The organism is Romboutsia sp. 1001713B170131_170501_G6 (assembly GCF_015668195.1).
Lineage (GTDB): Bacteria > Bacillota > Clostridia > Peptostreptococcales > Peptostreptococcaceae > Romboutsia_C.
Genome location: NZ_JADPFC010000009.1, coordinates 22528 through 48763 on the forward strand (window position 1 = coordinate 22528; position 26236 = coordinate 48763).

Annotated in this window: 23 protein-coding genes and 2 other annotated features; all 23 genes read right to left on the reverse strand. The window is 33.2% G+C overall.

Annotated features, from left to right (window positions below; translation table 11 throughout):
• Positions 1-10: 10 nt before the first annotated feature.
• On the reverse strand, positions 11-1204 hold the full coding sequence (tuf, locus tag I4U89_RS13655; RefSeq protein ID WP_092921788.1) for an elongation factor Tu: 1194 nt from the start codon (positions 1202-1204) through the stop codon (positions 11-13).
• Between the two features lie 81 nt (positions 1205-1285).
• Entirely contained in the window at positions 1286-3352 is a 2067-nt protein-coding gene (gene fusA, locus I4U89_RS13660) for an elongation factor G (RefSeq protein ID WP_195940853.1), read from the reverse strand.
• A 49-nt stretch (positions 3353-3401) separates the two neighbouring features.
• On the reverse strand, positions 3402-3872 hold the full coding sequence (rpsG, locus tag I4U89_RS13665) for a 30S ribosomal protein S7 (RefSeq protein WP_195940854.1): 471 nt from the start codon (positions 3870-3872) through the stop codon (positions 3402-3404).
• A gap of 125 nt (positions 3873-3997) precedes the next feature.
• A complete protein-coding gene (rpsL, locus tag I4U89_RS13670) occupies positions 3998-4420 on the reverse strand; it encodes a 30S ribosomal protein S12 (protein WP_092921782.1) in 423 nt (140 codons plus the stop codon).
• 297 nt (positions 4421-4717) lie between these two features.
• Positions 4718-8206, reverse strand: a complete 3489-nt coding sequence (gene rpoC / locus I4U89_RS13675) for a DNA-directed RNA polymerase subunit beta' (protein WP_195940855.1) — start codon at positions 8204-8206, stop codon at positions 4718-4720.
• A 43-nt stretch (positions 8207-8249) separates the two neighbouring features.
• A complete protein-coding gene (gene rpoB, locus I4U89_RS13680) occupies positions 8250-11954 on the reverse strand; it encodes a DNA-directed RNA polymerase subunit beta (RefSeq protein WP_195940856.1) in 3705 nt (1234 codons plus the stop codon).
• A gap of 242 nt (positions 11955-12196) precedes the next feature.
• On the reverse strand, positions 12197-12559 hold the full coding sequence (gene rplL / locus I4U89_RS13685; protein ID WP_092921776.1) for a 50S ribosomal protein L7/L12: 363 nt from the start codon (positions 12557-12559) through the stop codon (positions 12197-12199).
• Positions 12560-12637: 78 nt separating this feature from the next.
• On the reverse strand, positions 12638-13141 hold the full coding sequence (gene rplJ / locus I4U89_RS13690) for a 50S ribosomal protein L10 (RefSeq protein WP_092921773.1): 504 nt from the start codon (positions 13139-13141) through the stop codon (positions 12638-12640).
• A 46-nt stretch (positions 13142-13187) separates the two neighbouring features.
• Positions 13188-13318, reverse strand: a sequence feature (ribosomal protein L10 leader region).
• 52 nt (positions 13319-13370) lie between these two features.
• Positions 13371-14069 (reverse strand): 50S ribosomal protein L1, encoded by a 699-nt coding sequence (gene rplA, locus I4U89_RS13695; RefSeq protein WP_092921771.1) that lies wholly within the window; start codon positions 14067-14069, stop codon positions 13371-13373.
• A gap of 76 nt (positions 14070-14145) precedes the next feature.
• Positions 14146-14571, reverse strand: coding sequence for a 50S ribosomal protein L11 (gene rplK / locus I4U89_RS13700; protein ID WP_021121982.1), 426 nt, complete (start codon positions 14569-14571; stop codon positions 14146-14148).
• Between the two features lie 36 nt (positions 14572-14607).
• Positions 14608-15150 carry a transcription termination/antitermination protein NusG gene (nusG, locus tag I4U89_RS13705; protein WP_195940857.1) on the reverse strand — a complete coding sequence of 181 codons (543 nt, stop codon included), beginning with the start codon at positions 15148-15150 and terminating at the stop codon, positions 14608-14610.
• Between the two features lie 15 nt (positions 15151-15165).
• Entirely contained in the window at positions 15166-15390 is a 225-nt protein-coding gene (gene secE / locus I4U89_RS13710; protein ID WP_092921768.1) for a preprotein translocase subunit SecE, read from the reverse strand.
• A gap of 22 nt (positions 15391-15412) precedes the next feature.
• Positions 15413-15562: a 50S ribosomal protein L33 gene (rpmG, locus tag I4U89_RS13715; RefSeq protein WP_092921766.1), complete on the reverse strand. Its 150-nt coding sequence runs from the start codon at positions 15560-15562 to the stop codon at positions 15413-15415.
• Positions 15563-15783: 221 nt separating this feature from the next.
• Positions 15784-16977, reverse strand: coding sequence for an elongation factor Tu (gene tuf, locus I4U89_RS13720; protein WP_092921788.1), 1194 nt, complete (start codon positions 16975-16977; stop codon positions 15784-15786).
• Between the two features lie 69 nt (positions 16978-17046).
• Positions 17047-17694 carry an RNA polymerase sporulation sigma factor SigH gene (sigH, locus tag I4U89_RS13725; RefSeq protein ID WP_166506188.1) on the reverse strand — a complete coding sequence of 216 codons (648 nt, stop codon included), beginning with the start codon at positions 17692-17694 and terminating at the stop codon, positions 17047-17049.
• Positions 17695-17755: 61 nt separating this feature from the next.
• Positions 17756-18283: an NYN domain-containing protein gene (locus tag I4U89_RS13730; protein WP_195940858.1), complete on the reverse strand. Its 528-nt coding sequence runs from the start codon at positions 18281-18283 to the stop codon at positions 17756-17758.
• 1 nt (position 18284) lies between these two features.
• A complete protein-coding gene (gene rlmB / locus I4U89_RS13735; RefSeq protein WP_166506186.1) occupies positions 18285-19019 on the reverse strand; it encodes a 23S rRNA (guanosine(2251)-2'-O)-methyltransferase RlmB in 735 nt (244 codons plus the stop codon).
• A 12-nt stretch (positions 19020-19031) separates the two neighbouring features.
• Positions 19032-19790, reverse strand: coding sequence for an FAD-dependent thymidylate synthase (gene thyX, locus I4U89_RS13740; RefSeq protein ID WP_166506185.1), 759 nt, complete (start codon positions 19788-19790; stop codon positions 19032-19034).
• 134 nt (positions 19791-19924) lie between these two features.
• Positions 19925-20320 (reverse strand): Mini-ribonuclease 3, encoded by a 396-nt coding sequence (locus I4U89_RS13745; RefSeq protein WP_195238536.1) that lies wholly within the window; start codon positions 20318-20320, stop codon positions 19925-19927.
• Positions 20321-20322: 2 nt separating this feature from the next.
• Positions 20323-21720: a cysteine--tRNA ligase gene (gene cysS, locus I4U89_RS13750; protein WP_166506183.1), complete on the reverse strand. Its 1398-nt coding sequence runs from the start codon at positions 21718-21720 to the stop codon at positions 20323-20325.
• A 138-nt stretch (positions 21721-21858) separates the two neighbouring features.
• The gene (locus tag I4U89_RS13755; RefSeq protein ID WP_195940859.1) at positions 21859-22014 is read right to left on the reverse strand and encodes a hypothetical protein; all 156 of its coding nucleotides are present in this window, start codon (positions 22012-22014) and stop codon (positions 21859-21861) included.
• Positions 22015-22389: 375 nt separating this feature from the next.
• Complete coding sequence (gene gltX, locus I4U89_RS13760) at positions 22390-23871, reverse strand: glutamate--tRNA ligase (protein ID WP_195940860.1); 1482 nt, start codon at positions 23869-23871, stop codon at positions 22390-22392.
• 320 nt (positions 23872-24191) lie between these two features.
• A complete protein-coding gene (locus tag I4U89_RS13765) occupies positions 24192-25907 on the reverse strand; it encodes a proline--tRNA ligase (protein ID WP_195940861.1) in 1716 nt (571 codons plus the stop codon).
• A 69-nt stretch (positions 25908-25976) separates the two neighbouring features.
• Positions 25977-26183, reverse strand: a binding site (T-box leader).
• Positions 26184-26236: the final 53 nt, after the last annotated feature.

Below are 26236 nucleotides of genomic sequence, written 5' to 3' on the forward strand. Positions count from 1 at the left end.
TAAGAAAAGATTACTCTATTATAGAAGCAACAACACCTGATGCTACTGTTCTTCCACCTTCTCTTATTGCGAATCTTAATCCTTCTTCTATTGCTATTGAGTTTATTAACTCTATAGTCATTTGTATGTTATCTCCAGGCATAACCATTTCTGTACCTTCTGGTAACTTACAAGTTCCTGTTACGTCAGTTGTTCTGAAGTAGAATTGTGGTCTGTATCCATCGAAGAATGGAGTATGTCTTCCACCTTCTTCTTTTTTAAGAACGTATACTTCTGCATTGAACTTAGTGTGAGGCTTAACTGTTCCTGGCTTAGCCATAACTTGTCCTCTTTCTATTTCATTTCTTTGTACACCTCTTATTAATGCTCCTATGTTATCTCCAGCTTGTGCTTGGTCTAATAACTTTCTGAACATTTCTACTCCTGTTACTACAACTTTTCTTGGCTCGTCAGCAAGTCCTACTATTTCAACTTCGTCTTGAACCTTTAATACTCCTCTTTCAACTCTACCTGTAGCAACTGTTCCTCTACCTGTTATAGAGAATACGTCTTCTACTGGCATTAAGAAGTCTTTATCAACGTCTCTTTCTGGAGCTGGTATATATTCGTCTATTTGCTCGAATAATTCAACTATTTTGTCTCCCCACTCTGAAGAAGAATCTTGTAATGCCATTAAAGCAGATCCTCTTACTATTGGAGTGTCATCTCCTGGGAATTCGTACTCATTTAATAAGTCTCTAACTTCCATTTCAACTAACTCTAATAATTCTTCGTCGTCTACCATGTCACACTTGTTTAAGAATACTACTATGTATGGTACACCAACTTGTCTTGATAATAATATATGCTCTCTTGTTTGAGGCATTGGTCCATCAGTTGCTGAACAAACTAATATAGCACCATCCATTTGAGCTGCTCCTGTTATCATGTTCTTAACGTAGTCAGCATGTCCTGGACAGTCAACGTGTGCGTAGTGTCTGTTTGGAGTTTCGTATTCAACGTGAGCAGTTGATATTGTGATTCCTCTTTCTCTTTCTTCTGGAGCTTTATCTATGTTAGCGAAATCTACTGCTTCTCCTAATTGATATCTATCGAATAAAGTTTTTGTTATTGCAGCTGTTAATGTAGTTTTACCGTGGTCAACGTGTCCTATAGTTCCTATATTAACGTGCGGCTTATTTCTTTCAAATTTAGCTTTAGCCATTTTGAAATACCTCCCTATATATATTTTATGTAAGACGAGGTAACCTCGCCTTACTTATTATACTTATTTTTTTAAAAATTATTATTTTCCTTCAGCTATTTTCTTAGCAACTGAAGCTGGAACTTGCTCGTAGTGGTCGAATATCATTGTGTATGTTGCACGACCTTGAGTAGATGATCTTAACTCAGTAGAGTATCCAAACATTTCTGAAAGTGGAACGAATGCATTTATAACTTGTGCACCAGATCTAGCTTCCATACCTTGTATTAAACCTCTCTTAGAGTTTAATCCACCCATAACGTCTCCCATGTACTCTTCTGGAGTAACAACTTCAACTTTGAAGTAAGGCTCAAGTAATACTGCATTACCTTTCTTCATAGCTTCCTTCATAGCCATAGAACCAGCCATTTTGAATGCCATTTCTGATGAATCGACTTCATGGTAAGAACCATCGTATAATTCAACAGCAACGTCAACAACTGGGTATCCAGCAACTATACCAGATTGCATTGCACCTTGTATACCTGCATCAGTTGGTCCAACATATTCCTTAGGAACAGATCCACCAACAGTTTTGTTTTCAAACTTGTAACCAGCACCTGGCTCTTGAGGATTAACTCTGATCTTAACGTGTCCGTATTGACCTCTACCTCCTGATTGCTTAGAGTACTTGTATTCAACATCTACTGGTTGAGTTATAGTTTCTCTGTAAGCAACTTGTGGAGCACCAACGTTAGCTTCAACTTTGAATTCTCTTAATAATCTATCAACTATTATCTCTAAGTGTAATTCACCCATACCAGATATTATAGTTTGTCCTGTTTCTTCATCAGTCTTAACTCTGAAAGTTGGATCTTCTTCAGCTAATTTTTGAAGAGCTATACCCATCTTTTCTTGAGCTGCTTTAGACTTAGGCTCTATAGCAACAGATATAACTGGCTCAGGGAATTCCATAGATTCAAGTATTATTGGATTAGCTGGATCACATAAAGTATCTCCAGTAGTAGTATCTTTTAATCCTACTGCTGCAGCTATGTCTCCTGCGTATACTTCTGTTATTTCTTCTCTTGTATTAGCATGCATTTGTAGTATACGTCCTATTCTTTCTCTCTTACCTTTAGTAGAGTTTAGTACGTATGATCCACCTTGCATTATTCCAGAGTAAACTCTGAAGAATGCTAACTTACCAACGAATGGGTCAGTCATTATTTTGAATGCTAAAGCTGAGAATGGTTCTTCATCAGATGAGTGTCTTTCTGCTTCTTCACCATTTTCTAATATACCTTTTATAGCTGGTATATCAGTTGGAGCTGGTAAATAATCAACAACTGCATCTAATAATAACTGAACACCTTTGTTCTTGTAAGCAGATCCACAGAATACTGGGTTCATTTCACAAGCTATAGTAGCCTTTCTTATAGCAGCTTTTAATTCTTCTATAGTTGGCTCTTCACCCTCAAGATATTTCATCATTAACTCTTCATCAGTTTCAGCTACTGCTTCAACCATTTTTTCTCTCCACTCTTGAGCTAATTCTTTCATATCTTCTGGTATTTCAGTTATTTCTATTTCTTTTCCTAAGTCGTCTTTATAGATATGAGCTTTCATTTCTAATAAGTCGATTTCACCTTCTAACCAATCTTCTTTACCTATTGGTAATTGCATTGGTACAGCATTTGCATTTAATCTTTCTTTCATCATTGATACAACGTTAAAGAAGTCTGCACCCATGATGTCCATCTTATTTACGAATGCTATTCTAGGTACACCGTAGTTATCAGCTTGTCTCCATACGTTCTCAGATTGAGGTTCAACCCCACCTTTAGCACAGAATACAGCAACTGAACCGTCAAGAACTCTTAAAGATCTTTCAACCTCAACTGTGAAGTCGACGTGTCCTGGTGTATCTATTATGTTTATTCTATGGTCTTTCCATGCAGCAGTAGTAGCGGCAGAAGTTATTGTTATACCTCTTTCCTTCTCTTGCTCCATCCAGTCCATTTGAGAAGCTCCTTCGTGAGTTTCTCCTATTTTATGTGTTTGCCCTGTATAGAATAGGATTCTTTCTGTAGTAGTAGTTTTTCCTGCATCTATATGAGCCATGATTCCTATATTTCTAGTTCTTTCTAAAGGAAACTTTCTAGCCATGGTTCTCCTCCTTACGATATCCCTTAAAAGGTATCTTTATATCCTACTATTAGAATCTGTAGTGAGCAAATGCTTTATTAGCTTCTGCCATCTTATGAGTATCTTCTTTCTTCTTTACTGAAGCTCCTGTGTTATTTGCAGCGTCCATTATTTCTTTCGCTAACTTTTCAACCATTCCTTTTTCTCCACGAGCTCTAGTGTAGTTTACTAACCATCTTAAACCTAAAGTTTGTCTTCTTTCTGGTCTAACTTCAACTGGAACTTGGTAGTTAGCTCCACCAACTCTTCTAGCTTTAACTTCTAAAACAGGCATTATGTTATCCATAGCTCTGTTGAATACTTCTATGGCTTCTTCTCCTGTTCTTTCAGCTATTAAAGCAAAAGCATCATATACTATTGTTTGAGCTTTTCCTTTTTTTCCATCTATCATTAAATTGTTTATTAACTTAGTAACAACTTTACTTCCATACATTGGATCAGCTAATACTTCTCTCTTTGGAACATTACCTTTTCTTGGCATTTTGCTTCCCTCCTTAATTATTTGATATTATTAAATCATAGGTACTCGACATCATAATATGCCGTGATGCCATAAATATCTATATATATTTAAAGCACCGCACTATAATCAATTGTTAATTTTTACTATTTTTTTGCAGCTTTAGGTCTCTTAGCACCGTACTTAGATCTTGCTTGCATTCTCTTATCAACACCTGCAGTATCTAATGTACCTCTTAATATGTGGTATCTAACCCCTGGAAGGTCTTTTACTCTTCCTCCTCTTATAAGAACAACACTATGCTCTTGTAAGTTGTGTCCTTCACCTGGTATATAAGCAGAAACTTCTATTCCGTTTGTTAATCTAACTCTGGCAACTTTTCTTAAAGCTGAGTTAGGCTTCTTAGGAGTTACTGTCTTAACTGAAGTACAAACTCCTCTTTTTTGTGGTGAACTTGTGTTAGTAGATTTCTTGTGTAAAGAATCGTACCCTTTTTGTAATGCTGGAGCAGTAGATTTCTTTTCTATTGCTTGTCTTCTTTTACGAACTAATTGGTTAATTGTTGGCATCATCTGCACCTCCTTTTCCAAATTTTCGATCTTAATGACCGCCAACTACATCAATATGAAAACATATTGATTCATAGTAACTTACGTTACTCACAATTAAATGTCTATTAACTCACATTCCTGTGGTTTTAGCTCTTTGCAGTTTGGTGCTGCTAGTTCTTTAATTATATAAAGTCCAATTGAAAACTCTAAGAGCCATAGGCTCTTAGATAACTTTCAATTGCACACTTTAACATTTTATCACCAGACATAATTACTGTCAAGTTACTTTCTAGCTATTAATCGGCTAGTTTAAGCTTACTCTTCAATTTTTTCAACAGCTATGTTCTTGTATCTCTTCATACCTGTTCCTGCTGGTATCAATTTACCTATTATAACATTCTCTTTAAGACCTATTAAGTGATCTTCCTTACCTTTTATAGCTGCTTCAGTAAGAACTCTTGTTGTTTCTTGGAATGAAGCTGCAGATAAGAATGATTCTGTAGCAAGAGAAGCCTTAGTTATACCAAGTAAAGTTCTCTTAGCAACTGCTGGTCTTAAGCCGTTAGCAATAGCTTCTTCATTACATTTATTGAATGTTAATACATCTTCATAACCACCTGGTAATAATTCTGTATCTCCTGGATCTTCAACCTTAACTTTAGATAGCATTTGTCTAACTATAACTTCTATATGCTTATCGTTAACGTCAACACCTTGCATTCTATAAACTCTTTGAACTTCTTTAACTATATAGTTTTGAACTCCACTTATACCTTGTACTCTTACTATATCATGTGGATTTATAGAACCTTGAGTTAATGGATCTCCTGCTTCAACCATTTGACCTTGTTTAACTCTTATTCTTGATCCGTAAGGTATTGCGTATACTTGAGTTTCTCCTTCTTGTGGTATTACAGCTACTTCTTTTCTCTTACCAGTTTCATCTATTTCAACTCTACCAGCAACTTCTGTTATAACTGCTAAACCTTTTGGTTTTCTGGCTTCGAATAATTCCTCAACCCTTGGAAGACCTTGAGTTATATCTCCACCGGCAACCCCACCTGTATGGAATGTACGCATTGTAAGCTGTGTTCCTGGCTCCCCGATTGATTGAGCAGCTATTATACCTACAGCTTCACCTATGTTTACTTCCTTACCTGTTGCAAGGTTTCTACCATAACACTTAGAACAAACTCCGTGGTTTGTCTTACAGTTAAGAACTGTTCTTATTTCAACTTTTTCTATTCCAGCTTCAACTATTCTATCAGCATCATCTTCTTGTATCATAGCATCAGCTTCAACTATAACTTCACCTGTTGTAGGATTTACTATAGGAGCTATAGTATATCTTCCAACTATTCTATCGTATAGTTCTTCTATTACTTCGTTTCCATCTTTTATTGCACTAACTTCTGTTACATCACTAGTTCCACAGTCTATTTCTCTTACTATAACATCTTGACTGACATCAACAAGTCTTCTTGTTAAGTAACCTGAATCGGCTGTACGAAGCGCTGTATCGGCAAGACCTTTTCTAGCACCGTGTGATGATGTGAAGTATTCCATTACTGTTAAACCTTCACGGAAGTTAGATTTAACTGGAACTTCAACTGTTTTACCAGATGCATTGGCCATCAGACCACGCATACCAGCTAACTGTCTTATCTGGTTCTTAGAACCTCTGGCTCCAGAGTGAGCCATTATGAATATATTGTTAAGTCTTTCTAGACCTGACATAAGAGCATCTGTAACTTTTTCAGTAGTCTCTGTCCAAGTTTCTATAACTCTTTCATATCTTTCTTCGTCAGATATAAGACCTCTTCTGTATGCTTTTTCATATTTATCAACTTTTTCTTCTGCAGCTGCTATATGACCTTTCTTTTCTTCAGGTATCTTCATATCTGCAACGGCAACTGTTATACCACCTCTAGTAGAGAATTTAAATCCTAAAGATTTTATGTGGTCTAACATCATAGCTGTTCTAGTGTTTCCATGTCTTCTGAAACACTTATCTATTATTTTACCTAGAGATTTTTTGTCAACTAAGAAATCAACTTCTAATCCAAATGGATCTTTCTCTCTGTCAACAAATCCTAAGTCTTGAGGTATATTTTCATTAAATATAAATCTACCTACTGTACTTTCAACTAAAGAACTTCTTCCATCTTCAAGTACAACTCTCATCTTTACTAATGAATGTAATTCAACTGCTTTATTTTCATAAGCAAGTAACATTTCATTGTAATCTTTAAATATCGTACCTGTTCCTTTTTCTCCACCTTGATCTTCAATTGTTAAATAGTAACAACCTAGAACCATATCCTGAGAAGGAGTAGTTATCGGAGTACCATCTTTAGGTGCAAGTATGTTGTTTACAGATAGCATTAAGAATCTTGCTTCTGCTTGGGCTTCTACTGATAAAGGAACGTGAACCGCCATCTGGTCACCGTCGAAGTCAGCGTTGTACGCTGTACATACTAGTGGATGTAGTTTTATTGCTTTACCTTCTACTAATACTGGTTCAAATGCTTGTATACCTAGTCTGTGTAGAGTAGGAGCACGGTTAAGTAGAACTGGATGACTCTTTATAACTTCTTCTAAAACATCCCAAACTTCTGGCTTAACTTTTTCTACTATAGTTTTTGCACTCTTTATGTTGTGCGCATAACCTTCTTTAACTAATCTATCCATAACGAATGGCTTGAATAATTCAAGGGCCATTTTCTTTGGAAGACCACATTGGTAAAATTTAAGTTCTGGTCCAACAACTATAACTGAACGTCCTGAGTAGTCAACACGTTTACCAAGTAAGTTTTGACGGAAACGTCCTTGCTTACCTTTTAACATGTCTGATAAAGACTTAAGTGGTCTATTACCAGGTCCTGTTACAGGTCTACCTCTTCTACCATTATCGATTAAAGCATCTACTGCTTCTTGAAGCATTCTCTTTTCATTTCTAACAATTATGTCAGGAGCTCCAAGTTCTAATAATCTCTTTAATCTGTTATTTCTATTTATAACCCTTCTGTATAAATCATTTAGGTCAGAAGTTGCAAATCTTCCACCATCAAGTTGTACCATCGGTCTTAAATCTGGTGGTATTACTGGAATAGCATCTAATATCATCCACTCAGGCTTGTTTCCTGACTTTCTGAATGCTTCCACAACTTCTAATCTTCTTATAGTTCTAACTCTCTTTTGTCCAGTGCTGTCCTTAAGGTCAGCTCTTAACTCTTTGCTTTCTTGCTCTAAATCAATATTTTGTAATAATTGTTTTACAGCTTCAGCACCCATCCCCACTGTGAAAGTATTGTATCCATACTTATCAACTGCAGTTCTGTATTCTTTTTCTGTTAGTAATTGCTTAGCATTTAATCCAGTTTCTCCTGGATCAACTACTACATATGAAGCAAAGTATAGTATCTTCTCTAAAGATCTAGGAGACATATCAAGTAGAAGTCCCATTCTACTTGGTATCCCCTTGAAGTACCAGATGTGAGACATAGGAGCTGCTAGCTCTATATGTCCCATTCTTTCTCTTCTTACTTTAGCTTTAGTAACTTCTACTCCACATCTATCACAAACTACACCTTTGTATCTTACTCTTCTATATTTACCACAGTGACATTCCCAGTCTTTTTGAGGTCCAAATATTCTTTCACAGAAAAGACCATCTTTTTCTGGTTTTAGTGTACGGTAGTTTATAGTTTCAGGCTTTTTTACTTCTCCTCTAGACCATTGTCTTATTTTCTCTGGAGAAGCTAGTGCTATCTTTATCGACTCAAAATTGTTTAATTCAAACAAGGAGTTCTCTCCCTTCTATTTGATATTTACATTAATAAAAATATTATACATCAAAGTCTTCTGTATCATCATAGTCTATTTCATCATAAACTATGTCTTCTTCAAATTCAATGTTATCCATATCACCATTCTCGAAATCTTCTTCTTCGATTTCTTCTATTATATGGTCATCTTCCATTTCTTTAACATTTTCTATTATATCTAATTCAAATTCACCAGTAGTTTCCTCTACATCTAGTGATTCTCTTACTTCTATTTCTTGATCTTCATCAGTTAATACTTTTACATCTAAGCATAAACTTTGAAGTTCTTTTATAAGAACCTTGAATGATTCTGGTATTCCTGGTTCAGGTATATTTTCACCTTTTACGATTGCTTCGTATGCTCTAACACGTCCTACAACGTCGTCAGATTTAACAGTAAGTATTTCTTGAAGTATATGAGCAGCTCCGTATGCTTCTAGAGCCCAAACCTCCATCTCACCGAATCTTTGTCCACCGAATTGTGCTTTACCACCTAGTGGTTGTTGAGTTACTAATGAGTATGGTCCTGTACTTCTAGCATGTAACTTATCATCAACTAAGTGATGTAGTTTTAACATGTACATGTATCCAACTGTTATTGGGTTGTCGAAAGTATCTCCTGTTCTACCATCATATAAAGTTATTTTTCCATCTTCTGGATATCCAGCTTCAACTAATGCTTTTCTTATATCTGGCTCTTTTGCACCATCAAATACTGATGTAGCAACATGCCATCCTAAAGCCTTAGCAGCAAGCCCTAAATGAACTTCAAGAACCTGTCCGATGTTCATACGAGATGGTATACCTTGTGGGTTAAGAACTATATCTAATGGTGTTCCGTCTGGCATGAATGGCATATCTTCTTCTGGTAAGATTCTAGATATAACCCCTTTATTACCATGACGTCCGGCCATCTTATCCCCAACAGTTATCTTTCTCTTCTTAGCTATATAACATCTAACTAATTCATTAACACCTGGAGATAAATCGTCACCATTTTCTCTAGTGAACACTTTAACATCAACTATTATACCAGATTCTCCATGAGGAACCTTAAGTGAAGTATCTCTAACTTCTCTAGCTTTTTCTCCGAATATAGCACGAAGTAATCTTTCTTCTGCAGTAAGTTCAGTTTCTCCTTTTGGAGTTACTTTACCAACTAATATATCTCCAGAATCTACTTCAGCACCTATTCTGATTATACCTCTTTCGTCTAAGTTCTTTATAGCACTTTCTCCAACGTTAGGTATATCTCTAGTTATTTCTTCAGGTCCTAATTTAGTATCTCTAGCTTCACATTCATATTCTTCTATATGAATTGTTGATAATCTATCTTCTTTAACTAATCTTTCATTTATTAAGATGGCATCTTCGTAGTTATAACCTTCCCAAGTCATGAACGCTATGAAGCAGTTTCTTCCTAATGCTACTTCTCCAAGATCTGTTGAAGGTCCGTCAGCTATAACATCACCTTTTTCTATCTTATCTCCTTTATTTATGATAGGAGTTTGATTTATACAAGTACCTTGGTTTGAACGCTTAAACTTAAGTAATTTATATCTATCTTTGTTTCCATCTTCTCTTTTTATTATTATTTCATCAGCTGTAACTCTTTCAGCTATACCAGAGTTCTTAGCAACAACAACTGCTCCAGAGTCTTTAGCAGCTCTGTATTCAACCCCTGTACCTATGATTGGAGCTTCTCTTCTCACTAGAGGTACTGCTTGACGTTGCATGTTCGATCCCATCAGCGCACGGTTGGCATCGTCATTTTCTAAGAATGGTATCATTGCAGTTGCTATAGAAACAACTTGCTTTGGAGATATATCCATGTAGTCAACTCTTGATACTGGAACTAGTTCAACAGCACCATTTTTAGTTCTACATACTAATCTCTTATTTATGAATGTTCCATCTTCTTCTAATGGTTCATTAGCCTGAGCTCTTATGAATAAATCTTCTTCATCAGCTGTTAAGTAATGTATCTCATCAGTTACTCTACCATTTTCCTTATCTACTTTTCTATAAGGAGATTCTATGAAACCAAATTCATTTATCTTAGCATAAGTACCTAATGAGTTTATAAGACCGATGTTTGGTCCTTCTGGTGTCTCTATAGGACACATTCTTCCGTAGTGAGAATGATGAACGTCACGAACTTCGAACCCAGCTCTTTCTCTTGAAAGACCTCCTGGTCCTAGTGCAGATAATCTTCTCTTGTGTGTTAACTCAGATAATGGGTTAGTTTGATCCATGAACTGAGATAACTGTGAACTACCGAAGAATTCTTTTATAGCAGCAGAAACAGGTCTTATGTTAACTAGAGCTTGAGGAGTTATAGCTTCCATGTCTTGAACAGTCATTCTTTCCTTTATAACTCTTTCCATTCTAGATAAACCTATTCTAACTTGGTTTTGTAATAACTCACCAACTGATCTTATTCTTCTGTTACCTAAATGATCTATATCATCTATGTAACCTATTTCATGGAATAAGTTGAATTGGTAGTTTATAGATGCTATTATGTCATCTAATAATATATGCTTTGGTATAAGTTCTTTTATTCTAGATTTTATAGCTTCTTTTATTTCTTCTTCGTCACTATATTCATCCATTATCTCTTTTAAAGTTGGGTAATGAACTTTTTCTTTTATATTTAAATCATCTATATTGAATTCTATATGTGATTTTATATCTACAAAGTTATTACCTATAACCTTAGCAGTCTTTTCATCCTCTAGTAATAAATTAACTACATTTATTCCAGAATTTTGAATATCCTTAGCTATTTCGTAGCTTATTTTTTCTCCAGCTTTTACAAATACTTCTCCAGTTTCTGGATTAACTATATCTTCAGCTGAAACTCTGTTCATTATTCTGTAGCATAAAGCAAGCTTTTTGTTGAACTTGTATCTACCTACTTTTGCTAAGTCATATCTCTTAGCATCAAAGAATAATGCATTTAATAATGATGATGCACTTTCTACTGTTGGTGGTTCACCCGGTCTTAACTTCTTGTATATCTCAATTAAACCTTCTTCAACAGAAGTAGTATTATCTTTTTCTAATGTTGCAGCTAATCTCTCATCTTCTCCAAGAAGTTCGATTATTTCTGCATCCGTACCTATTCCTAGAGCTCTTAATAATACTGTTACTGGTTGCTTTCTAGTTCTGTCAACTCTTACAGATATTACATCATTAGAATCTGTTTCGTATTCTAACCATGCTCCTCTGTTAGGGATTACAGTAGATGATATTAACTTCTTACCTGTTTTATCTCTTTCTAAAGCATAGTAAACGCCAGGAGATCTAACTAACTGACTTACTATAACTCTCTCAGCACCATTTATTATGAAAGTTCCTTTTTCTGTCATTAAAGGGAAATCTCCCATAAATACTTCTTGCTCTTTTATTTCCCCAGTTTCCTTATTTATAAGTCTAACCTTAACTTTTAGAGGTGCACAGTATGTGGCATCTCTATCTTTACATTCTTCTATGTCATACTTAGGCTTATCGTCTAAAGAGTAATCAACAAATTCTAATATAAGATTACCTGTGTAATCTTCTATTGGAGATATGTCTTCGAAAACTTCTTTTAATCCATCTTCGATAAACCACTTATAAGAATCAACTTGTAATTCTATAAGATTTGGCACATCAGCTATTTCTTTTATCTTAGAAAAGCTCATTCTAGTTCTTTTACCTATCGTGACAGGATGTGGCATTCACTTTTCACCTCTCAATAATAAAAAATAAAACCATAGTTTATTCTAACGCATCTAATAATTTTATCATAATGTCAAGCATTTTTCAATATGTAATATTATTCTATTCTTTACATTTAATTTATCCTACAAAATATGCATTATTTATTATGCGCAAAATATTAAACTAAAATTCTCATTTTTTACATATTTTTTTAGAAAACAAAAAAGGTGTCCCAAACAGGACACCTCCTAAAAGAAAACTACTTAACTTCTACTGAAGCTCCAGCAGCTTCTAATTTTTCTTTCATTTGGTCAGCTTCTTCTTTAGAAACTCCTTCTTTTAATGTCTTAGGAGCGTTGTCAACTAATTCCTTAGCTTCTTTTAATCCTAATCCAGTTATTTCTCTAACAGCTTTTATAACTCCAACTTTTGAAGAACCAGCGTTAGCTAATACTACGTCGAATTCTGTCTTTTCTTCAGCAGCTCCACCAGCAACTGCACCAGCCATCATAACTGGAGCTGAAGCAGATACACCGAATTTTTCTTCAGCAGCTTTAACTAATTCATTTAATTCTAAAACTTTCATATTTTCTATAGCTTCTAATATTTGTTCTATTGTCATTTTTAGCACCTCCGAATTATTTTCGTTAATTTTTAATTAATTATATAACCAATCCAACTTTTTCTTGGTTAATGTTTATTAAGCTTCTTGACCTTCTTGTTTCTTTATCATTGCATCTAATAAGTATGCGAAGTTTGACATTGGAGCTTTTAAGCTTCCAAGTAATTTTGCAAGAAGAACTTCTCTTGATGGTATGTTAGCGAACTCAACTATTTGAGACTCGTTGTAGAATTCTCCTTCTACTATACCCATCTTTAATTGCATTTTTGGATGAGAATCCATGAATTCTTTTAATATTCTAGCTGGAGCAACAGGGTCTTCGTATCCGAAAGCTATTGCATTAGTTCCAACTAATAATTCATCGTTGAATTGTTCTATACCAACTTCTTTAGCAGCTTTTCTAACTAAAGTGTTTTTGTATACTTTGTATTCAACACCAGCTTCTCTCATTTTCTTTCTTAGTTCAGTAACCTCTTCAACTGTTAATCCTTTGTAATCAACAACAACAGCAGCAGATGACTTTTCTAATTTTTCAACTATTTCAGCCACAACTTGTGATTTAAGTTCTATAGCTTTTCTCATCTAGATGTGCACCTCCTTCACCTGATTAGGTTTAGTATTCGCCGCAATCTCATTTAAAAAAGCTTTCGTGTCTAAAAGTAGACAACAAAAGCTTTAGTAATTTCAATTTATCTAAAACCTCGGTAGGATATTAAGCTCTTAAGCACCTACTGTCTACGGCAAATCTATTCTTTTTTATATCAACAAATGTTATATTAACATTTTTGTTTAGCTATGTCAACAGTTTTTATTATTCTGCTATTTTAGCTGGGTTTATTTTAACTCCAGGCCCCATAGTAGATGCAACTGTTATACTTCTTAAGTATTGTCCTTTAGCAGCAGCTGGCTTAGCTTTAACTATCGCTTCCATTAAAGTTGCAAAGTTTTCAGCTAACTTTTCTCCACCAAATGATACTTTTCCTACTGGAACGTGTATTATGTTAGTTTTGTCTAATCTGTACTCAACTTTACCTGCTTTTATTTCATCTATAGCTTTAGCTACATCAAATGTAACTGTTCCTGATTTAGGGTTTGGCATTAAACCTTTAGGTCCTAATACTCTACCTAATCTACCAACTACACCCATCATATCTGGAGTAGCAACAACTATATCGAAATCAAACCAGTTTTCACCTTGTATTTTTTGAACTAATTCTTCAGCTCCTACAAAGTCAGCTCCAGCTTGTTCAGCTTCCTTAGCTTTTTCACCTTTAGCGAAAACTAAAACTTTCTTAGTTTTACCAGTTCCGTGAGGTAATACTACAGCACCTCTAACTTGTTGATCAGCATGTCTTGAGTCAACACCTAATTTTATATGAGCTTCAACAGTCTCATCGAACTTAGCAGTAGCTATTTCACTAACTAATGCTAAAGCTTCTGTAGCATCGTAGAACTTAGCTCTGTCTACTTTGCTTAATGCTTCTACATATTTCTTTGCTTTTTTAGCCATTTTTATTTTCCTCCTTGTGGTTATATTCGGTTTTTAAACCTCCCACTTCTTAAAGAAGTGTCTAATTTATTTGAAATTAGTCTTCTACAACGATTCCCATACTTCTTGCAGTACCAGCTATCATTCTCATAGCAGATTCTACTGAAGCAGCGTTTAAGTCAGGCATCTTTAATTCAGCTATTTCTCTTATCTTAGCTGAAGATAAAGTAGCAACCTTCTTCTTGTTTGGTTCTCCTGATGCAGTGTCTAAACCAGCAGCTTTCTTTAATAATACTGCAGCTGGTGGAGTTTTTGTTATGAATGAGAATGATCTATCTTGGTATACAGTTATAACAACTGGTATTATCATTCCAGCTTGATCTGCAGTCTTAGCATTGAATTCTTTTGTGAATCCCATTATGTTAACACCGTGTTGTCCTAATGCTGGACCAACTGGTGGTGCTGGAGTAGCCTTTCCTGCAGGTATTTGTAATTTTATTTGACCTATAACTTTTTTAGCCATTTTTCGTACCTCCTTATTTTTATATTTGAGTAACTATTATAATTTCTCTATACTATCTGACTCTACAACAAATAGAGTCTTCTTTCCAAATGCATCTATGCACACTTTAACTTCTTTAGTTTCTACGTCTATTGCTTCAACTGTACCTACTTGTCCAGCGAATGGTCCGTTTGAAACTTCAACAGCATCACCTATTTCTAAGTCGATATTGCTGTTACCTATTTTAGGTTCAGTTAATTCTATGCCCATAGCTAGTACTTCATCATCACTTAATGGTACTGGCTTAGACCCTGGTCCAACAAATCCAGTAACTCCTTTAGTATTTCTTACGACATACCAAGACTCATCAGTGATTATCATTTTTACTAGAACATAACCTGGAAATATCTTACGTTGTCTAGTTTTTTCTTTCCCTGTTTTAGTAGTTTCAACTACATCTTCAGTAGGTACAACTACTTGCTTTATGTAGTCTTCCATACCTCTAGTTTTTACAGCTTTTTCTATCGTAGCTTTAACCTTATTCTCATGTCCTGAATAAGTATGCGCAACATACCATCTTGCTTCTTGTAATTCCGACATTTTGATTCTCCTTTTCTATTTTAGTATCAGCCCTAGTGCACCAGATAATACACTATCTAAAACCCACACTAATATAGTAGATGAAATAACTACAGTTAAAACTACCCCTGTATTTTTAAGTAATTCTTTCCTACTTGGCCACGAAACTCTACTAAGTTCTTGTTTTGTTTCTTTTATATAAGATACTAAACCAGTTCTTTTTTTCTTAGTTCCTGCGCCTTGATTTGCTTGGGCAGCCATTTGATCCACTCCTTATAAAAAACTATTTTGTTTCTTTGTGAGTAGTGTGCTTCTTACAGAATCTACAGTATTTTTGTAATTCTATTCTGTCTGGGTTGTTTTTCTTGTTCTTAGTAGTGTTGTAGTTTCTTTGATTACACTCTGTACATGCTAAAGTTACTTTAACTCTCATCTGCTACACCTCCAACTTTTTTATGCAATAATAATTAATATATATATATAATAATATAACACCTTAATTATTTATTGAGGTATTATTACCTTCCTGAATCATTACCTTGTATAAGTTATCACAAAATTATAGTGGTGTCAATGTTTTTGTGGTTTCACTCTTTAAAAAAAGAGGGGGTTAAAACCCCTCTTTCATCTATAGATTAATCACCTAAGAAAAGATTACTCTATTATAGAAGCAACAACACCTGATGCTACTGTTCTTCCACCTTCTCTTATTGCGAATCTTAATCCTTCTTCTATTGCTATTGAGTTTATTAACTCTATAGTCATTTGTATGTTATCTCCAGGCATAACCATTTCTGTACCTTCTGGTAACTTACAAGTTCCTGTTACGTCAGTTGTTCTGAAGTAGAATTGTGGTCTGTATCCATCGAAGAATGGAGTATGTCTTCCACCTTCTTCTTTTTTAAGAACGTATACTTCTGCATTGAACTTAGTGTGAGGCTTAACTGTTCCTGGCTTAGCCATAACTTGTCCTCTTTCTATTTCATTTCTTTGTACACCTCTTATTAATGCTCCTATGTTATCTCCAGCTTGTGCTTGGTCTAATAACTTTCTGAACATTTCTACTCCTGTTACTACAACTTTTCTTGGCTCGTCAGCAAGTCCTACTATTTCAACTTCGTCTTGAACCTTTAATACTCCTCTTTCAACTCTACCTGTAGCAACTGTTCCTCTACCTGTTATAGAGAATACGTCTTCTACTGGCATTAAGAAGTCTTTATCAACGTCTCTTTCTGGAGCTGGTATATATTCGTCTATTTGCTCGAATAATTCAACTATTTTGTCTCCCCACTCTGAAGAAGAATCTTGTAATGCCATTAAAGCAGATCCTCTTACTATTGGAGTGTCATCTCCTGGGAATTCGTACTCATTTAATAAGTCTCTAACTTCCATTTCAACTAACTCTAATAATTCTTCGTCGTCTACCATGTCACACTTGTTTAAGAATACTACTATGTATGGTACACCAACTTGTCTTGATAATAATATATGCTCTCTTGTTTGAGGCATTGGTCCATCAGTTGCTGAACAAACTAATATAGCACCATCCATTTGAGCTGCTCCTGTTATCATGTTCTTAACGTAGTCAGCATGTCCTGGACAGTCAACGTGTGCGTAGTGTCTGTTTGGAGTTTCGTATTCAACGTGAGCAGTTGATATTGTGATTCCTCTTTCTCTTTCTTCTGGAGCTTTATCTATGTTAGCGAAATCTACTGCTTCTCCTAATTGATATCTATCGAATAAAGTTTTTGTTATTGCAGCTGTTAATGTAGTTTTACCGTGGTCAACGTGACCTATAGTTCCTATATTAACATGTGGTTTATTTCTTTCAAATTTAGCTTTAGCCATTTTGAAATACCTCCTGTTTTTATATTATTAGTTATAGCTTACATTAAGCTTATGATAAGTATTTTACTATTAATTATTCCTGTTTTCAAGATGTTTTTCTAATTTTCTCTTGACTCTTTGAAGAGCATTATCTATTGATTTTACATCTCTTCCAAGCTTGTCTGCTATATACTGATAAGACTTACCATTTAAGTATAGTTCTAATACTTCTTGTTCTAGATCACTTAAAAGCTCATCCATCTTACTTTGAATGTGTTTTAGCTCCTCTTTACTTATTATAAGCTCCTCTGGATCACTAACTATGCTTGTTGCTATTATATCTAAAAGAGTTCTATCAGACTCCTCATCATATATCGGTTTATTTAATGATATGTAGGAATTTAACGGTATATGTTTTTGCCTAGTTGCTGTTTTTATAGCAGTTATTATTTGTCTAGTTATGCATATTTCAGCAAATCCTCTAAAAGAATTTGTTTTAGTAGCATCAAAATCTCTAACTGCTTTGTATAAACCTATCATACCTTCTTGTATTATATCTTCTTTATCTGCCCCTATTAAAAAATATGATTTCGCTTTTGCTTTAACGAAATTTTTATATTTTTTTATAATATATTCTAATGCTATTGTATCCCCCTTACTCGCTTTTAATACTATTTCATACTCATCTTGTTGCGAATTATCTATTAACCCATATTTTTCGTCATTAGCTACGAACATGTAAATCTCCCCCAATAAAACATTTTCATAGCTATATTATAAGCGAATAATTTCAGTAATTTCAATGCATTCTACGAATGTTCTCAAGTTTCGACAATGTCTCTTTATCTAGCCTTTCTTCTAACCAATTTCGCTGTATCTTTTTTTGGTTGCTACTGTTTTTTTCCCTTATATTCGACTTAGCTTTATCTAAGTCCAACTTTAACTCTCTGGCAGATATTCTTGTTGCTCCTTTTCCTAAAATAATTTGCTGTTCTGCATAATCATTTGTAGCAACTTTTATATCGTCGTATCTGGAAAGAGTACTTATAAATTTTTCTATGTAGCTATCTGCAGTTTGATGCTCTCTAGTGTATACCACAGTTATATATTTCCTGTCTTCTACAGTTTCTCTACTATGCTTTACATTATATGCATCAAACACTATTATAGCTTTTCTTCCTGTAAATTCAGCATACTCAATTATTATGTCTATTAATTTTTCTCTAGCACTTTCTAGACTTGTTTGAGCAACGTCCTTTAATTCATCCCATGCATTTATTATATTGTAACCATCTATTATTAGATAACTTTTTACATTTCTTCTCAATTTATTTTACACCTGATCTTTGTTTAAATATCTCATAAAGAAGTATTCCACCTGCTACAGATGCATTTAGCGATGTAACATTACCTATCATAGGCATTTTTATAGTGAAGTCGCAGTTTTGTTTAACTAATCTAGATATACCAAAACCTTCACTTCCTATTACAAGACCTATTGAACCTGTAAGGTTTTGCTCATAAAATACTTGTCCATCCATATCAGCTGCTGCTATCCATAGACCTTCTTCTTTTAGTCTCTTTATCGTATTAACTATATTAGTTACCTTACATATAGGTACATATTCTACAGCTCCTGCTGATGCTTTAGCAACTACTGGGGTAACGTGAACTGATCTTCTTTTTGGTATTATAACCCCATGAGCTCCAACTGCATCTGCTGTTCTAATTATTGAACCTAAATTGTGAGGGTCTGTTATTTCATCTAGTATTATAAAAAATGGATCTTCTCCTTTTTCTTTAACACTATCTATTAAATCATCTAATTCCCAATACTTAAGTTCACTTACTTGAGCTATTACACCTTGATGAGAGTGACTTGTACTAATTTCATCTAATTTATGCTTATCAACATATTGAACTATTATGTTCTTCTCTTTAGCCATTGCTATTATTTTTTTTATTGAACCTTCTTTTGCAGAGTTAGATACCATTATCTTATCTATTTCTCTACCATTTTTTATTGCTTCTATTACAGGATTTCTACCTTCTATACTTGCCAATTCTTCCACCGCCTATAAATTTTTAAACTTGTCTCTTATCTGAACTATATTACCACATGTCATGTTACCTTCTGGGCAAGGTCCTTTTACACATTTAGGTCCTATATTTTTAAATAAGATTGGAGCTACTTGCTTTAATTGTCTTAGCATTTCTATTGATAGCTCTCTTATTTCCCATTGTGCCCTCTCACAGCATCTATGATTTAAGAAATTATATAAACTTCTTGTATTCATAGTAAATACTACTTTTGTTTCACATGCATTAGGAAATACATATCTAGCATCTTCTATTGCTTTCTTTTCAGCTTGTCTTTTAGCTTCTTTTTCATTTTTTCCATCTTTTATCATATTATTATAATGTTTATCAAATAATATATCCACTAATTTATCATATGATTTTTGATCTTCTTCCATAGCTTGTATAAATACTTCTTTAGCTTCTTTTACTGCTTCTATCTCTGGTGGTACTATATACTCAAATTGATCTAACTTTACATACCTTTGACTTTGTTGTGAATAGCTTGCTATACGATGTCTAACTAATTGGTGAGAACAAGCTCTTGATATTCCTTCAACTGCAAATGTAAATGATACATGCTCTAATGGAGATTCATGCCCTATATTTATTAACATATTTAGAAATCTATCTACCGATTCATCTGTTAGATTTTCTTCTATTTGATCCACCCCTACTGCTGAATAACATAGTTTTGCAGCCATTGATATTACCTTTTCTGGTTCTGGTGTATGTGCTAATAATTTTACTTTCATCTCTAAAACCTCTTCCTTAAAATATTCATATTTTTTATTATACAATATTAAAATTATATTTTTTTATTTATTTTGTCTATCATAAAAAAGTATATATACTCGTATATAAAAAGGTATTGTTTTTAACAATACCTTTACATATTTTTTTCTATGATATTTATGCCTTTTTCAACTATATAGTCAAGCCTATCTTTCTCTCCGCCTAAATGTAGATATCCCACTAAAGCTTCGAACCCAGTTGCACATTTATAGTCTATAATATCTGCATTTTTAGGAGAAGTATGAGATTTTTGATTTCTACCTCTTTTGTAGATTCTTAATTCATCTTCACTTAACTCCTCTTCTATTTCATGCATCACTGTCGCCTGTGCTTTAGCATTAACATACTTTATAGCTGACTTGTGAAGGTCATTGACCTTTTTGTTGATGTTCTTTCTTATTAGATACTCTCTTATATATGACTCATATATTGTATCACCTATATAGGCTAATACTAATGGAGACATTGTTATTAATTCCGTTCTATTCATAATTATGCTCTCTTCCACTTAGTTCCTTGTCTAGTATCTTCTAGTATTATGCCTTTTTCTAATAACTCTTGTCTTATATCATCTGCTAATTTATAATCTTTATTTTTCTTAGCATCTACTCTTTTTTGTATAAGATTTTCTATTTCTTCATCTAATATATCATCATTTTTCTTATTAACTATATTTAATACAGAAGTTAATTCATTAAATTCATCTAGACATAATTTAGCAAATTCTAAAGAAGAATTTTCATTTACATTAGTGTTTATAAACTTAGATAATTCAAATATAGCACTTATTGCATCTGCTGTATTTAAGTCATCTTCCATAGCGTTTATAAACTTTTCTCTGTAACTATTTAATTCAGATACTAAATCTTTTTCCCCTTCAGTTAAAGAACTTTCTTTTAAGTTTTCTATTGTGAATTCTAATTTTTCTTTAGCATTGTAAAGTCTTTCAAGCCCTGCTTTAGCTTGTGCTAACATTTCATCACTGAAGTTAACTGGATTTCTGTAATGTGCAGATAACATGAAGAATCTTACTATTTCTAAATCATATTTTTCAGATATCTCCCTTACTGTAAAGAAGTTTCCTAGAGATTTACTCATTTTTTCATTGTTTATATTTATGTATCCATTGTGTACCCAATAATTAGAGAAAGTTTTTCCACTTCTAGCTTCACTTTGAGCTATTTCATTTTCATGGTGAGGGAATGTTAAATCTTGACCTCCAGCATGTATATCTATAGTTTCACCTAAGTATCTCTTAGACATAACTGAACATTCTATATGCCATCCTGGTCTACCTTCTCCCCATGGACTTTCCCATCCTGGTTCTCCTTCTTTTTTTGCTTTCCACAGAACAAAATCCATTGGATGTCTCTTTTGACTATTAACTTCTATTCTTGCTCCAGCTTCTAAATCGTCTTGATTTTGTTTAGAAAGTTTTCCGTATCCTTCAAATTTTTTAGTGTCGAAGTATACATCTCCGTTAGATTCATAAGCATATCCTTTTTCTTCTAATTCCTTAACAAAATCTATTATTTGTTGTATGTTATCTGTTACTCTAGGATGAACATCTGCTCTTTTTATTCCTAATCCATCAGCATCAACAAAATACTCATTTATGTATTTATTAGCCACTTCTTCTGGTGCTATATTTTCTTCATGACCTCTTTTTATTATTTTATCATCTACATCTGTAAAGTTTTGAACGTAAGTTACATCAAAACCTCTATATTCTAAATATCTTCTAAGTGTATCAAACATTATGAAAGGTCTAGCATTACCTATATGTATATAGTTGTAAACTGTAGGTCCACACACATACATTTTTACCTTTCCTTCTTCTAATGGAACAAATTCTTCTTTTGTTCTTGTTAATGTATTGTATAACTTCACTCTTATCACCTCACTGATTGTTATATTATTTCTTAACTATCTATATATTATATTATAGTTTAAATTCTTTACAATTAATAGTACTACTATTATGTCCTTATGATTTTAAAAAAATCTGATTGCAAAAAAATTATAGGTTTATTCTTCTAAAAATGAAATTTTTTTTAAGGAACAAGTATTATAAGTTTCTTCACTTATAATTTTTTCTTTTTTTAACTTCTCTAGTATGTTAACATAATCTGCACATAAATTTTTCAATTCTTTTTTTATATCATCTTTATTATTACTATACATAGTTACCCTCCCTGGTATAAAGTAAAACTATATTGTATGTTAAAAATAACTTTTCAAACAATTTATTTTCTTATGCTTTTTATATATTAACTCTGTTTTAAGTAATTCCTTTAGTTATACCCATAAATCTTTTCATCAAAATACTACACAAATATTTTTTTACTCTTAATAGTACTAATAATTAACATATATTTCGTTCTTTCTATTTTGTTTATTTCCCTTATTATATATAAAACTCCTAGATATACTACGTTTTTTGAATATAATATTTTTAGTAAAATTTTAAAATAAATATAATTATTAGTTAACGCTATTTATATAATCTATGTTGAAATTAATAAAAAAGCTCACCTAACTAGGTGAGCTTTTTTCATATTATAATATGTTATTTTTAACGTATGCTATTCTCTCTAAACAATTTTCTTTTCCTAGAACTTCCATAGTCTTTGGTAAATCTGGTCCATGCATTTGTCCTGTTAATATTACTCTAGAACCCATGAATAAGTTTTTACCTTTTATACCGTGTTCTTTTTGTATTTCTTTAAACATAGCTTTAACAAATGCTTCATCTACAACTTCTGCATTTTCTATCTTAGTTTGTAATGCATCTATTAAAGTTGGTATATGTTCTAAGTTTAAGAACTCTCTACATTCTTCAGTTTCTAATTTAACTTCATTTGAGAAGAATATATTAGCATGTTCAGTTATTTCTTTTACATACTGTAATTTTTCTTTAACAACTGATACCATTCCTTTTATAAAATCATACTTAGTAGTAGCTTCTTCTTCTGTTATAAGACCAGCTTCAATTAAGAAAGGTATAGCTAAGTCTGTTAAGTAGCTATCATCTGCTTCCTTTATATAATGTTGGTTAACCCAGTTTAGTTTTTCTGTATCAAATACTCCACCACTCTTAGATACTCTTTCTACAGAGAAAGCTTTCTCTAATTCTTCCATAGTGAATATTTCTTGGTTATCTTCTGGAGACCAACCAACTAATGCAACATAATTAACTAATCCTTGTGGTAAATATCCTTTTTTCTTGAAGTCTTCAACTGCAACATCACCATGTCTCTTACTTAATTTTTTCTTTTCTTTGTTAAGTATATTTGGTAAATGTACAAATGTTGGTGCTTCCCATCCAAATGCTTCATATAAGTAAACATGCTTTGGAGTTGAAGAAACCCATTCTTCTCCTCTTATAACATGAGTTATTTTCATTAAATGGTCATCAACTACAACTGCAAAGTGATAAGTTGGGAATCCATCAGTCTTTATTAAAACTTGGTCATCTAAATCATTAGTGTTAAATTCTGTTTCACCTCTAACTAAGTCAGTGAACTTTATAACATGATTTTCAGGTAATTTTAATCTTATAACATATGGTTCTCCTGCTGCTATTTTAGCTTCGATCTCTTCTTTAGAAAGGTCTCTACAGTGCCCATCATATCTTGGAGTTTCTCCAGCTTCTTTTTGCTTTTCTCTTACTTCGTCTAATCTTTCTTTTGTACAGAAACAGTAATATGCTTGTCCATTATCTAATAATTGTTTTATATAATCTTTATATATATCTAATCTTTCAGATTGTATATACGGCCCATTTTCACCTACTTGAGTTATATTTCCATTTTCGTCTATCATAACACCTTCGCTATGATTAACTCCAGCCCAACTCATAGCATTAAGCATATTTTCTATTGCACCATCTACTAATCTAGTTTGGTCTGTGTCTTCTACTCTTAATATGTACTCTCCACCCATTCTCTTTGCAAATAAGTAGTTATATAAAGCAGTTCTTAAACTACCTATGTGTACAAATCCAGTTGGACTTGGAGCAAATCTTACTCTTACATTCATTTGAATAGCCTCCTCTAATAGTTGTTATGTATAAATTTATAATATCAGAATAACACATATATTGTAATGTTATTTTACCCAAATCTATGTTAAAATCGCGATATTATTATATTTTTATACCTACAAGTATACACCTATAAATCTATTTTATAAGTACTAACTTAAAAAAATTTAAATTTATCTTATTTTAAGCTCTTATTTTATATTTAAATTTTGTGGATAATATGATTTTCTACACAATTAAAATAGTATATATATCCACATATTAACCATTTTTTGTTGATAGTTTAGTGAATTATATATACTATTTATTATCTATACTATCCTAACTTAACGTTATTCTTAACAAACTCAGCTTCTATTTTAGATTTTATTTCATCTAAGCTTATTAATTCTTTATCTTGGGCATCTCTTAATTTAAATTCAACTTTACCGTCAGTTATATCTTTACCAACCGTGATTCTCATTGGTATACCTACTAATTCGCTGTCCTTGAACTTAACTCCAACTCTTTCGTCTCTATCATCTAATAATACTTCTACACCCATAGATTGTAACTCATTGTATATCTTTTCAGCAGCTTCCATTTGTTCTGCCTTTTTGATATTTACTGGTACAACTACTACATGATATGGAGCTATTGATAATGGCCATATTATACCATTTTCATCATGATGTTGCTCTATTATAGCAGCAGCGGTTCTTTCTATACCTATACCATAGCATCCCATTACTATTGGCTTAGATTTTCCATCTTTATCTATATAGTTAGCACCCATAGTTTCTGAGTACTTAGTTCCTAACTTGAATATATGACCAACTTCTACCCCTCTAGCTATTTCTAATTCAGATCCACATTTAGTACACTTATCTCCTTCAGTAACATTTCTGAAATCTCCAACTGTACCTTCGAAATCTATTCCATAGTTAGCATTTTGTATGTGGTATTCATCTTTATTAGCACCTATAACTAAGTTATTTTGTTCAGCTACTTCATTGTCTATAAATACATAGTCAGCTTCAACACCTATTGGTCCAGCAAATCCTATACCTGCTTTAGTTACAGCTCTTACAACTTCTTCTCTAGCAAGCTCGAACTCTACTGCTCCACCTATAGCGTTAGCAACCTTAGTTTCATTAACTTCTCTATCTCCTCTTACTACAACCACAACAGTCTTTCCATCTACTTCATAGACTAAAGTCTTAGCAAATCTGTTTGCTGGTAGGTTGAAGAATTTTTCTAAATCTTCTATTGTGTGAACATTTGGAGTGTGTATTTCTGTTAATTCTTTCATTTCTTCTTTATCTAAAGAAGTGTTTACTGAAACAGCTTTTTCCATGTTTGCTGCATAGTCACATCCACTACAGAATACTATTTCATCTTCTCCTACTTCTGATTTAACCATGAACTCTGCTGAAACAGATCCACCTATTGCTCCTGTATCTGCTTGAACTGGGCTATTATCTAATCCACATCTAGCGAATATATTTGTATAAGCATCATACATATCTTGGTATGATTTATCTAATCCTGCTTCATCTATATCAAAACTATATGCATCTTTCATAGTGAAAGTTCTAGTTCTCATAACCCCAAATCTAGGTCTTCTCTCATCTCTATATTTAACTTGTATTTGATATAAGTTAAGTGGTAATTGCTTGTAAGAAGTTATTTCTTGTCTTATTAAGTCTGTGAATACTTCTTCATGAGTTGGCCCAAGGCAGAAATCTCTATCATTTCTATCTTTCACTCTCATCATTTCTGCACCCATTACGTCCCATCTTCCAGACTCTTTCCATAACTCAGATGGTATTAATCCTGAACATAGTATTTCTTGGCATCCTTTTTTCTCCAATTCCTCTCTTACTATGTTTTCTATTTTTTTGAAAACTCTTATACCCATTGGTAATTGATTATATACTCCTGATGCCATCTTTCTTATCATACCAGCTCTCATCATTAATTGATGACTTGTTATTTCTGCATCAGCTGGAACTTCTCTTAATGTTGGCATAAACATTTTTGACATTTTCATAGTTATTTCCTCCTATTTTATATTTTGAAAGTCTTAATATTAAAAAAACCTTCCGTCTCTATACATATGTATAGAGACGGAAGGTTGAATTTCCGCGGTACCACTCTAATTAGCCATTGGCTCTCTTTAGGGGATATAACGGTCCCTACCGTAAAGGTTTGTTACCACCTTTATGCTAAAAGATTGGTTCAAAGATTATATCTTAGAAACTTTCACCAAATGTTTCCTCTCTGTGAAGACTTTAGTCTTTTACTATTTCTTTATTATAGCTTTGATTTATATTTTTTATTTATTGTATGTTGTTATTAATAATATTATTGTATTCATTT

Coding starts and splice junctions, on each gene's coding strand:
- tuf (WP_092921788.1), bottom strand. CDS start 1,204: ATGGCTAAAGCTAAATTTGAAAGAAATAAGCCGCACGTTAATATAGGA.
- fusA (WP_195940853.1), bottom strand. CDS start 3,352: ATGGCTAGAAAGTTTCCTTTAGAAAGAACTAGAAATATAGGAATCATG.
- rpsG (WP_195940854.1), bottom strand. CDS start 3,872: ATGCCAAGAAAAGGTAATGTTCCAAAGAGAGAAGTATTAGCTGATCCA.
- rpsL (WP_092921782.1), bottom strand. CDS start 4,420: ATGCCAACAATTAACCAATTAGTTCGTAAAAGAAGACAAGCAATAGAA.
- rpoB (WP_195940856.1), bottom strand. CDS start 11,954: ATGCCACATCCTGTCACGATAGGTAAAAGAACTAGAATGAGCTTTTCT.
- rplL (WP_092921776.1), bottom strand. CDS start 12,559: ATGACAATAGAACAAATATTAGAAGCTATAGAAAATATGAAAGTTTTA.
- rplJ (WP_092921773.1), bottom strand. CDS start 13,141: ATGAGAAAAGCTATAGAACTTAAATCACAAGTTGTGGCTGAAATAGTT.
- rplA (WP_092921771.1), bottom strand. CDS start 14,069: ATGGCTAAAAAAGCAAAGAAATATGTAGAAGCATTAAGCAAAGTAGAC.
- rplK (WP_021121982.1), bottom strand. CDS start 14,571: ATGGCTAAAAAAGTTATAGGTCAAATAAAATTACAAATACCTGCAGGA.
- nusG (WP_195940857.1), bottom strand. CDS start 15,150: ATGTCGGAATTACAAGAAGCAAGATGGTATGTTGCGCATACTTATTCA.
- secE (WP_092921768.1), bottom strand. CDS start 15,390: ATGGCTGCCCAAGCAAATCAAGGCGCAGGAACTAAGAAAAAAAGAACT.
- rpmG (WP_092921766.1), bottom strand. CDS start 15,562: ATGAGAGTTAAAGTAACTTTAGCATGTACAGAGTGTAATCAAAGAAAC.
- tuf (WP_092921788.1), bottom strand. CDS start 16,977: ATGGCTAAAGCTAAATTTGAAAGAAATAAACCACATGTTAATATAGGA.
- sigH (WP_166506188.1), bottom strand. CDS start 17,694: ATGTTCGTAGCTAATGACGAAAAATATGGGTTAATAGATAATTCGCAA.
- thyX (WP_166506185.1), bottom strand. CDS start 19,790: ATGAAAGTAAAATTATTAGCACATACACCAGAACCAGAAAAGGTAATA.
- I4U89_RS13745 (WP_195238536.1), bottom strand. CDS start 20,320: ATGAATAGAACGGAATTAATAACAATGTCTCCATTAGTATTAGCCTAT.
- I4U89_RS13755 (WP_195940859.1), bottom strand. CDS start 22,014: ATGTATAGTAATAATAAAGATGATATAAAAAAAGAATTGAAAAATTTA.
- gltX (WP_195940860.1), bottom strand. CDS start 23,871: ATGAATGTAAGAGTAAGATTTGCTCCAAGTCCAACTGGATTTGTACAC.
- I4U89_RS13765 (WP_195940861.1), bottom strand. CDS start 25,907: ATGAAAATGTCAAAAATGTTTATGCCAACATTAAGAGAAGTTCCAGCT.